Origin of the sequence: Roseovarius sp. (assembly GCF_040219995.1) — a bacterium.
Lineage (GTDB): Bacteria > Pseudomonadota > Alphaproteobacteria > Rhodobacterales > Rhodobacteraceae > Roseovarius.
Window position 1 is genome coordinate 923335 of the sequence record NZ_JAVJUC010000014.1, and the last position, 8765, is coordinate 932099.

11 protein-coding genes are annotated in these 8765 nt (G+C 64.0%); 4 read left to right on the top strand and 7 right to left on the bottom strand.

The window, feature by feature from the left end; genetic code table 11:
• The first annotated feature begins 60 nt into the window (after window positions 1–60).
• Genes RID11_RS08715 through RID11_RS08730 form a run of 4 tightly spaced genes read left to right on the top strand, consistent with a single transcriptional unit; the run spans window position 61 to window position 2819 of the window.
• The gene (locus RID11_RS08715; protein WP_350137684.1) at window positions 61–549 is read left to right on the top strand and encodes a DUF3280 domain-containing protein; all 489 of its coding nucleotides are present in this window, start codon (window positions 61–63) and stop codon (window positions 547–549) included.
• Window positions 546–1088 (top strand): SRPBCC family protein, encoded by a 543-nt coding sequence (locus RID11_RS08720; RefSeq protein WP_350137687.1) that lies wholly within the window; start codon window positions 546–548, stop codon window positions 1086–1088. Before RID11_RS08715 ends, RID11_RS08720 begins: the two co-directional genes overlap by 4 nt.
• Entirely contained in the window at window positions 1051–2013 is a 963-nt protein-coding gene (locus RID11_RS08725; RefSeq protein WP_350137689.1) for a YncE family protein, read from the top strand. The genes RID11_RS08720 and RID11_RS08725 overlap by 38 nt, the downstream gene beginning before the upstream one ends.
• Window positions 2013–2819, top strand: a complete 807-nt coding sequence (locus RID11_RS08730; protein WP_350137692.1) for a quinoprotein dehydrogenase-associated SoxYZ-like carrier — start codon at window positions 2013–2015, stop codon at window positions 2817–2819. Before RID11_RS08725 ends, RID11_RS08730 begins: the two co-directional genes overlap by 1 nt.
• Before the next feature lie 49 nt (window positions 2820–2868).
• Here RID11_RS08730 and RID11_RS08735 read toward each other — a convergent pair whose 3' ends face one another.
• The 7 genes from RID11_RS08735 to RID11_RS08765 all read right to left on the bottom strand — a co-directional run.
• A complete protein-coding gene (locus RID11_RS08735; RefSeq protein ID WP_350137695.1) occupies window positions 2869–3411 on the bottom strand; it encodes a PQQ-dependent catabolism-associated CXXCW motif protein in 543 nt (180 codons plus the stop codon).
• Window positions 3408–4277, bottom strand: coding sequence for a substrate-binding domain-containing protein (locus RID11_RS08740; RefSeq protein WP_350137697.1), 870 nt, complete (start codon window positions 4275–4277; stop codon window positions 3408–3410). Before RID11_RS08740 ends, RID11_RS08735 begins: the two co-directional genes overlap by 4 nt.
• Window positions 4261–4764, bottom strand: a complete 504-nt coding sequence (locus RID11_RS08745; RefSeq protein WP_350137700.1) for a c-type cytochrome, methanol metabolism-related — start codon at window positions 4762–4764, stop codon at window positions 4261–4263. The genes RID11_RS08740 and RID11_RS08745 overlap by 17 nt, the downstream gene beginning before the upstream one ends.
• Window positions 4765–4846: 82 nt before the next feature.
• Complete coding sequence (gene xoxF5 / locus RID11_RS08750; protein WP_350137702.1) at window positions 4847–6649, bottom strand: lanthanide-dependent methanol dehydrogenase XoxF5; 1803 nt, start codon at window positions 6647–6649, stop codon at window positions 4847–4849.
• A 137-nt stretch (window positions 6650–6786) separates the two neighbouring features.
• Window positions 6787–7170 (bottom strand): c-type cytochrome, encoded by a 384-nt coding sequence (locus tag RID11_RS08755; protein ID WP_350137704.1) that lies wholly within the window; start codon window positions 7168–7170, stop codon window positions 6787–6789.
• A gap of 3 nt (window positions 7171–7173) precedes the next feature.
• A complete protein-coding gene (gene fghA, locus RID11_RS08760; protein WP_350137708.1) occupies window positions 7174–8025 on the bottom strand; it encodes an S-formylglutathione hydrolase in 852 nt (283 codons plus the stop codon).
• Between the two features lies 1 nt (window position 8026).
• A partial coding sequence (locus RID11_RS08765; RefSeq protein WP_350137710.1) for a zinc-binding dehydrogenase occupies window positions 8027–8765 on the bottom strand: 739 nt, incomplete at its 5' end.

Below are 8765 nucleotides of genomic sequence, written 5' to 3' on the forward strand. Positions count from 1 at the left end.
GCTGGAATCACCTTAGCAGGCCCAGACTATGGCTCTATTCTTATTTTATAAGAGCGTGCCATGAGGTTGATAACACTGCTGTTTCTTGGATTCGCCTCGGCTGCGACCGCAGGCGAGAAAGTGGCGTTTTTCGGCCTCACCCTGCTCGACGAGTCCCTGCAAAGCCAGATGCAGGGCGAGGACCCGGCGCAGATCGCCCGCATCGCCATGCTGGAAGAGATCGTGCGCGACCGATTCCTTGCCGAAGGCTACGAATTGCTCGACATCACCCCCGTGCAGGCCGATCTCGACCGCATCGTGAACCCCGCCAAATGCTATGGCTGCGACACCCGCATGGCGACCGACCTCGGCGCCGATTTCTCGCTCGTGGGCGAGGTGCAGAAGGTCTCCAACCTGATCCTCGCCATGAACCTGCAGCTGCGCGACGCCGCGACCGGCGATTTGGTGCGCGGCGGCGTGGTCGATATCCGCTCGAACACCGATGAAAGCTGGCAGCGCGGCATGCGCTACATCCTGAAGAACCGCATTTTTCGTGAGGAGGAAAAATGAAGAGACGTCTATTCCTGATGGCCGCGGCGGCAGTGACGATCCCGTCACTGGCGTTGGCACATGGCCCGACCCGGCAAAAGGTCACCGTCACAACCGAGGTCGCCGCCGACCCGGCGGACGTCTGGGCCGCGATCGGCAATTTCCAGGACATGTCCTGGCACCCGGCGGTGCATTCGACGACCGGCGAGGGCGACAACGCCATCGACGCCACACGTCAGCTCGTTCTGGGCGGCGAAGGCGGCCCCACCATCGACGAGGTGCTCTATAAATACAGCACCGACAAGATGAGCTATTCCTACCGCATCACCGAGGTGAAGGTCGAGGTTCTGCCGGTCACCAACTACTCCTCACATCTCACTGTCAAGCCGCGCGACGGCGGCGGGTCGCTGGTGGAATGGCGCGGCGCCTTCTATCGCGGCTATCCCAACAACGACCCGCCCGAAGAGCTCAACGATGCCGCCGCCATCGCCGCTGTGACCGGCGTCTATCAGGCAGGGCTCGATGCCCTGGTCGAGCGGTTCGGTGCGCCGGGCTCTTGACGCCACGCTGCTGATCCTCGGGCTGGCCCTCACCGGGCCAGTCCTTGCACAAACCGCCTATGTCACCTGCCAGAACGGCGAGGTTCTCAGCATCATCGACCTCGCCCGGGGGGTCGAGCGCGCCCGCTGGCCCCTGCCCGGCAAACCGGCGGGCGTGGCAGTAACCGGCGCGGCGCTCTACACCGTCTCCCCCGACAGCAAGACCGTCCGCCGCCTCGACACAGAGACGGGCGCGACACTGGCTGAAACCGTGCTCGATGGCGGCCCCATCGGCGTGGCGCATGACGCGGTGCGCGGGCGGCTTTACGTCTCGGACTGGTACAACGCCCGGCTCTGGGTGCTGGACGATCAGACCCTCACCCATCAGCGCGACCTCACAACCGCCGCCGCCCCGGCTGGCATCGCCCTCTCGGAGGACGGCCGCCACCTCGCCACCGCCGAGCGTGACGCCGACCGGGTGACGATCTTCGACGCCCAAACCCTTGCCATTATCGCGCAGCCACAGGTCGGCACCCGCCCCTTCGGCCTGCGGTTCGCCCCCGACGGGCGGCTCTTCGTCGGCAATGTCGGCAGCGATGACGTCACCGTTCTCGACCCCGCCAGTGGCGACACTCTCGCCACTGTGCCCGTCGGCGCGCGCCCCTACGGCGTGGCCTTCGCGCAGGGCCGCGCCTTTGTCAGCAACCAATATGCCGACACCGTCAGCGTCATATCCCTTGACGATCTGACGGTGACAGCCACCCTCGACGTGGGCGAGTATCCCGAGGGCATCGACGCCACGCATGACAACACCCGCATAATCGTGGCAAACTGGTTCTCGAACACGGTCAGCGTGATCGACGCGACCACATTGCAGGTGGTGAACGAGATCGAGACCGGCGACGGCCCGCGCGCCTTCGGCCTGTTCATCACGGAGGAAGACTGATGAAACACACGCTCCTGTCCGCAGCACTCATGGCAGCACTTGCCCTGCCCGCCGCCGCGTCCGAGCCGGTCTGGCCCGACCTCGCACAGGATCTCTACGGCACCCGTCCGCTGCTCGACGGCACCGAGCATATCGCCATCGACACTCCCTACCGCACCACCGAGGACGCCCGCACCCATGTCAAGGCAACGCTCGCGGCCCCGCCCGGGCGGCTCTGGGGCAAGGTCGAGGTGATCCTTGACGACAACCCGATGCCGGTCTCGGCGGTCTTCGACTTCAAGGACCCGCAAGCGCGCTTTGCCTTCGACGTCACCCTGCGGATCAACGGCCCGACGCCGCTGCATGTGGTGGGCGAGACGACGGACGGGCAGCTTTACGTCGCCGAAACCTTCGTCAAGACCTCCGGCCAGGGCGCCTGCGCCGCGCCGCCGGGCACCGACCCGGAGGAGGCGCTGGCCACGCTCGGCCAGATGCGCATCGCGATAACGGAACCCATCGGCGCGCAAGACCGCCTCGCCGCCCTCGCCACCCGCAACCGGCAGGTCAATCTCGAGATCAGCCATCCCAGCCATTCCGGCATGCAGATGGACCAGATCAGCCTGCTCTTCATCCCGCTGCGCTATGTGGAAACGATCGATATCGCCCTCGACGGCGGCGGCTACGTGGAGATGACCGGCTCCATCTCGCTGTCGGAAAACCCCCGCGTCAGCCTCTCGGTGCCGGGCCGCACACAGGCGGTGGACGTCACCATGACCGATACCGACGGCACCGTCAGCCACGCGCAGGCAACGTTGCCGGGGTATTGAGGGCAAATGCAGGAAGCCTCCGGCGGGGATATTTAAGGCAAGATGAAACTCACGGCTCCGGCTCTGCCGTAACCACTTCGGTTGGATAGTCGTAAAACGTCCAGCCATCGGTGCCGTCGGGCATCCAGTAGACCTGCGCGTACCCGTATTCCAGCGCCCGCTTGGCCGCGTTCCAGGACATCCAGCATTCTGCCAGGCAAAAGATCACCACCGGATGATCCATATCGCCACCCGTGGCCTTCTCCAGCCCGCGTTTGAAATAATCCGCCGTCACCCCGGCAATCGCGCCATAGCCGACATTAGGCAGCCAGATCGCACCGGGGATCGAATGGCGCGGCTTGTCGCGCCAGATCGTGCCCTCGGGCAGGTTCTTGGGCTTGGGCGGGCGCGGCAGCACGTCGATGAACGCCGCCTCGCCCGATTGCCATAATTCATGCGCGGCCTCCGTATCGAGCACCCGCCCCCCGGTCAGGCTATCGGGCACCGGCCCGCGATACTGATCCATCCGGTAGCCAACAGGCTCGCGCACCGTCTGCGCCACCGCCGTCACCGACAGGCCCAGCAGCGCGACGAGGATCAGCGCATGCTTCATCCCTCGGGCTCTTTGACCGCCGTACCCATGTCATTCACCAGCGGCACACCCGCCTCGCGCAACAGCGCGTCGATCTCGTCCTGATGACGGCGGATCAAGGAGTTGAGCTTGCGCTCCCAGACCTTCTCGCCCAGCCGCACGCCCATCGTGATGCGAAAGAACAGACGCGGCGACTCGGTCTCGTTGACCAGCGGTATGACCGCGAGGTCGGGATGATCCTGCTTGACCAGCGGCCCGCCCAGCGGCCCCCAGAGGATCGCGGCGTCGATCTCGCCCGCCTCCAGATCGGCGAGCATTTCATCGGCAGGGCTTTCATGCCGTCGGTCCACGAACAGCCTGTAGGGCCGCGCCTTGGCAATCAACCCGTTACGCGCCAGATGCGCCGAGGGCGGCGTGCCCGCGACAATGCCGATGCGCTTTCCATTCAGGCCCGCATCCGACAGCGCGCTCACCCCGGCGAGCGGGCCGTCCTTGGGCACGATCAGCGCATAGACCGACGTAAAGTAGTGATTGGTGTTCTGGACCAGCTCATGGCCCTGCGCATAGCCCATCACCACGTCGCAGCGCTTGGCCTTGAGGGTGTTGCGAATGAAACCGGTGGCCATCGGATACCACGTATATTCGACCCCCACGCCCAGTTTTTCGGCGATCAGTTCAGCCAGCGCGTTCTCATACCCGCTCTGATCCTCGGCCGATGCCGGCAGGTTGGCCGGATCGGCACAGACCCGCAACACGTTATCCGACACCAGGTCCGATGTCTGCGCCTGCGCGTCTGCGGCAAATCCCGCCGCGAACGATGCCGCGACGAGACCAAGGCTCAGGCGCGCATGCCGCGCACCCCGGGCAAGATCAGCCCATGCAGTCATTTTCGTCCTCTTGGATCACGTCCGACTTGGCCTCTTTCTTGGAAGGGCGTCCGCGTGGCACGGCATCCATGCCGCGCGCCTTGAGATAGACGTAGATGTCGTCAAGATAGCACATGACATTCCGGTTGTCGCCGAAATGGGGCATCACCGAGTTGCCGTTCTCGCGCCCGTTCACCACGACGCTGTAGAAATCGTAGTAATCCATGTCCACGGCCGATTTCTTCAGCGCGGGGGCATAGGTCGATCCCTCGCCATCAGGGCCGTGGCAGACATGGCATTCGGAATGATAGCGCCGGAACCCGGAAAACGTCAGCCAGTCCACAGTGCCATCCTCGGCCACGTTATAGGTGGGAATGTCATCTGCCGTGAAATAGCGGCCGTCCTCTTCATAGGCGACGGCGATGTTGTCACCCGCGTCCTGCGCGGCGGCGGCACTGGCCAGACCGGCGGCAAGGGCGGTGGCGATAAGGCTGCGGATGGGTGTCATGAAAGTCCTCTGATTTGCAAGGCGGACTGGCACGCGCGTGGCGCGCCAGTCCGGAAGTTTGTCGAGTGTTGATCGCGTCCGATCAGTTCGGCAGGGCGAAGACGGTCAGCTGACCACCCAGAGCGGTATAGTCGCTCAGCGCAGCATAGCCGCCCACGGCACCAAGGCCGTCATTGGGGTTGGTCAGGCCAGCCGCAAGGCCGATCCCGGCCCAGCCACCGACACCCGACAGGATGCCGACATACTGCTTGCCGTCCCGCTCATAGGTCATCACGTTGCCGATGATGCCCGACGGGGTCTTGAAGCGGTAAAGCTCTTCCCCGGTCTCGGCATGCACCGCCTTGAGATGACCTTCGAGCGTGCCGTAGAAGACAATGTCACCCGCCGTGGCCAGCGCGCCCGACCAGACCGAGAACTTCTCGGGGATCGACCACTTGATCTCGCCGTTGATATTGTCCCAGGCGATGAAGTTGCCCATGCCGCCATGGCTGTCCGGCGCGGGATACATCGCCAGTGTGGCGCCCACATAGGGCTGACCGGCGGTATAGGCCACGCGGAACGGCTCATAGTCCATGCAGACATGGTTTGTCGGCACGTAGAACATCTCCGTCTTGGGCGAATAGGACGCAGGCTGCTGGTCCTTGGTGCCAAGCGCGGCCGGACAAATGCCGGTCGAGTTCACGTCCTCGCCGTTCTGCTCGGTGGAATACTGCGCCACCACCGCCGGACGACCATAGGTGTCCGACTCGGGGTCCATATCCACACCCGTGGTCCAGTTCACCACCGGGTCGAACTTCTCGGCCACCAGCAACTCACCCGACACGCGGTCCAGCGTGTAGCCCAGACCGTTCCGATCGAAATGGGTCAGCAGCTTGCGCTCCTCGCCGTCGATCTCCTGATCTGTCAGGATCATCTCGTTGACGCCATCATAGTCCCATTCGTCATGGGGCGTCATCTGATAGACCCACTTGGCCTCGCCGGTATCGATGTCACGGGCGAAGATGGTCATCGACCACTTGTTGTCGCCCGGGCGCTGCGCCGGGTTCCAGGTCGAGGGGTTGCCGGACCCGTAGTAGAACAGGTTCTCTTCCATGTCGGCCGAGTACCAGCCCCATGTGGTGCCGCCACCGATCTTCCACTGATCGCCTTCCCAGCTCTTGAGCGAGCTGTCGGCTCCCACGGGCTTGCCAAGCGCGGTGGTCTTTTCGGGATCGAACAGAAGCTGATCGTCCGGGCCCACCGAATAGGCGCGCCAGACCTGCTCGCCGGTGCTCATGTCATAGGCCGTCACATGGCCCTGAACGCCGAACTCGCCGCCCGAGATGCCGACGATGACCTTGTCCTTGACCGGCAGCACCGTGGCGGTGTTGGTCTCACCCTTGGAGGGATCGCCATTCACGGCCTCCCACTCGACCGCACCGGTATCGGCGTTGAGCGCGACAACCTTGGTATCGGCCTGATGCAGGAAGATCTTGCCATCCGCATAGGCGACGCCCCGGTTGACCGTGTCACAGCACATCACCGGGATCACTTCGGGGTCCTGGCGCGGCTCGTATTTCCACTTGATCTTGCCCTCGTTGGCAAGATCAAGCGCATAGACGATATTCGGGAACGGTGTGTGCACATACATCGTGTCGCCGATCACCAGCGGCGAGCCCTCATGCCCGCGCAGAACACCGGTCGAAAACGTCCACGCGACCTGAAGGTCGCCCACGTTGTCGGCGTTGATCTGGTCGAGTTCGGAATAACGCTGGTTGGCGTAGTCACCCGTCTGGATCGCCCATTGCTTGGCATCATCCATCTGGGTCATGAGATCATCATTCGCGGATGCCATGGTGGCAACGCAAAGGGCGATCCCAGAGGTCAAAAGCGGTAGCTTTCTCATCTTGGTCCTCCTCCCTGAGGCGCGGCAGGTGTGCCGCTGGTTTTGAACGACCGGTCCACCATAGGAAGGCCGTCTGTCTTGCCCCTGCCGTTCGGTCTCTCCTCCGTACCGGCAGGGGCAAATTCTGCTGTCGCGACCTACTCCCCGAAGGTCGCGAGATAGGCGATCACGTTGGCGCGCTCTTCCTCCTTGCGCAGTCCTGCAAAGGCCATCTTGGTGCCTTTCACGTAATCGCGTGGCTTTTCCAGAAACGCATCAAGCGCCTCGGGTGTCCATGTCTCATCGGCGGCGGCGCGCTCCTCAAAGCCCGAGGAATACTTGAACCCCTCGGCCGCGCCGACCGCCCGGCCAACCACCCCGTTCAGCATCGGCCCGACGCGGTTCTGCGCGTCCTCGCCGACCATGTGGCAGGCCTGGCATTTGCGGAACACCTTTTCTCCCGCGGCCGCGTCGCCATCCTGCGCCACGGTCATCGCCGGGACGCAAATCAGACAGGACAGGGCAAGAACTCTCTTGAACATGGCTCAGTGCCTCCAGCCATTGGGTCGCATCAGCCGTTCGGCATGCCATGCGACATGATCCCCGGCGAAGGAATTGACGAAGAAATAGGAATGATCATAGCCCGCCTGCAGCCGGATCTCGCCCGCCTGCCGCCGCTTGGCCATCACGCTCGCCAACGCCTCGGGCATCAGCAGATCAAGGAAATTGTCGCTCATCCCCTGATCGACCAAAAGATCACCCTTCCAGCCGTTCTGCTGCATCAGCAGAACCGAATCGTGCAGCGCCCAGGCGCTTTCATCATCGCCCAGATAGGCGCCCAACTGCTTGCGCCCCCAGTCCGAATTCGCCGGATGCGCAATCGGCGCAAAGGCCGACAGCGAGGTGAAAGCATCGGGGTTGCGCAGCGCCATCGTGATCGCGCCATGCCCGCCCATCGAATGGCCGGTGATGCCGTGGCAATCCTCCAGCGGCAGCGCATCGAGCGCGAGGCCACGCAATTCGCTCAGCACATAGTCATACATCCGGAAATGCCCGGCCCAGGGCGCGCGGGTGGCGTTCACATAGAATCCCGCCCCCTGCCCCAGGTCATAGGCGTCGTCATCGGCCACACCGTCACCGCGCGGGCTTGTGTCGGGAAAGATCACCGCCACACCGTGCCGTGCCGCATGTTCCTGAAACCCGCCCTTGGTCATGGCGTTCTCATGGGTGCAGGTCAGCCCCGACAGATACCACAGCACCGGCACCGGGCCGTCCTCGGCCTGTGGCGGCAGGTAGGCACCAAAGGTCATGTCGCAATCGCACACCTCCGAGCGGTGCGTATAGACCGCCTGAACCCCGCCGAAACTGCGGTTTTCGGAGATGACCTTGAGCGTCACGTCAAAACTCCACCACGGCGCGGATCGACTCGCCCTTGTGCATCAGCTCGAACCCCTCGTTGATCTGATCCAGCGTCAGTTTGTGGGTGATCATCGGGTCGATCTCGATCTTGCCCTGCATGTACCAATCCACGATCCGCGGCACATCGGTGCGCCCGCGCGCGCCGCCGAACGCCGTGCCGCGCCACGACCGCCCGGTCACCAATTGGAACGGCCGGGTGGAAATCTCGGCCCCCGCCGGCGCCACCCCGATGATGATGCTCTCGCCCCAGCCCTTATGCGCCGACTCGAGTGCCGCCCGCATCACGCCCACGTTGCCGGTGGCGTCAAACGTGTAATCCGCACCGCCCCCGGTCAGCTCGACCAGATGCGCCACCAGATCGCCCTCGACCTCCTTGGGATTGACGAAATCGGTCATCCCGAAATGCGTCGCCATCTCGACCTTGCCGGGGTTGAGATCGACGCCGACGATCTGATCCGCCCCCGCCAGTCGCAGCCCCTGAATGACGTTGAGCCCGATGCCGCCCAGCCCGAACACGATCGCGGTCGAGCCCAGCTCCACCTTGGCGGTGTTGATCACCGCGCCGATGCCGGTGGTAACCCCGCAGCCGATATAGCAGATCTTGTCGAACGGCGCGTCCTTGCGCACCTTGGCGAGCGCGATCTCCGGCACCACGGTGTGATTGGCGAAGGTCGAGCAGCCCATGTAATGATGGATCGGCGTGCCATCCAGCATCCGG

Coding starts and splice junctions, on each gene's coding strand:
- RID11_RS08745 (WP_350137700.1), bottom strand. CDS start 4,764: ATGACACCCATCCGCAGCCTTATCGCCACCGCCCTTGCCGCCGGTCTG.
- RID11_RS08720 (WP_350137687.1), top strand. CDS start 546: ATGAAGAGACGTCTATTCCTGATGGCCGCGGCGGCAGTGACGATCCCG.
- RID11_RS08725 (WP_350137689.1), top strand. CDS start 1,051: ATGCCCTGGTCGAGCGGTTCGGTGCGCCGGGCTCTTGACGCCACGCTG.
- RID11_RS08740 (WP_350137697.1), bottom strand. CDS start 4,277: ATGACTGCATGGGCTGATCTTGCCCGGGGTGCGCGGCATGCGCGCCTG.
- xoxF5 (WP_350137702.1), bottom strand. CDS start 6,649: ATGAGAAAGCTACCGCTTTTGACCTCTGGGATCGCCCTTTGCGTTGCC.
- RID11_RS08755 (WP_350137704.1), bottom strand. CDS start 7,170: ATGTTCAAGAGAGTTCTTGCCCTGTCCTGTCTGATTTGCGTCCCGGCG.
- RID11_RS08715 (WP_350137684.1), top strand. CDS start 61: ATGAGGTTGATAACACTGCTGTTTCTTGGATTCGCCTCGGCTGCGACC.
- RID11_RS08735 (WP_350137695.1), bottom strand. CDS start 3,411: ATGAAGCATGCGCTGATCCTCGTCGCGCTGCTGGGCCTGTCGGTGACG.
- RID11_RS08730 (WP_350137692.1), top strand. CDS start 2,013: ATGAAACACACGCTCCTGTCCGCAGCACTCATGGCAGCACTTGCCCTG.